At 60.1% G+C, this 336-nt stretch carries 1 protein-coding gene; it reads left to right on the top strand.

All coding sequences use genetic code 11. The features are described from left to right. Nucleotides 1–336 (top strand): TetR/AcrR family transcriptional regulator (locus QWI17_RS06710; RefSeq protein WP_302721758.1); only part of this gene is annotated, 336 nt, incomplete at both ends.

The raw sequence follows: 336 nt of genomic DNA on the forward strand, positions 1-336 counted from the left end.
GGCACCCAGGGCTACCGCGCCACGACCGTGCGCGACCTGTGCAGCGAGGCGAAACTCACCGATCGGTACTTCTACGAGTCCTTCGAGGGCACGGAAGAGCTGCTGTGCGCGGTGTACGTATCGATCATGGACGACCTGGAACAACGCCTGAACCAGCTCTACCAGGACCACGACCAGGTACACCACCACGCAGGCCGCAAGTTCCTCGCCACGTTTTTCGAGGCCATGCAGGACCCGCTGGTGGCGAAAATCGTATTGGTCGAAGTGCTCGGGGTAAGCCAACGCGTCGACAACCTCTACCAGCAGAACAACTTGCGCTTCTGCAACTTCCTGTTG

It is taken from the genome of Gilvimarinus gilvus (genome assembly GCF_030518155.1).
Lineage (GTDB): Bacteria > Pseudomonadota > Gammaproteobacteria > Pseudomonadales > Cellvibrionaceae > Gilvimarinus > Gilvimarinus gilvus.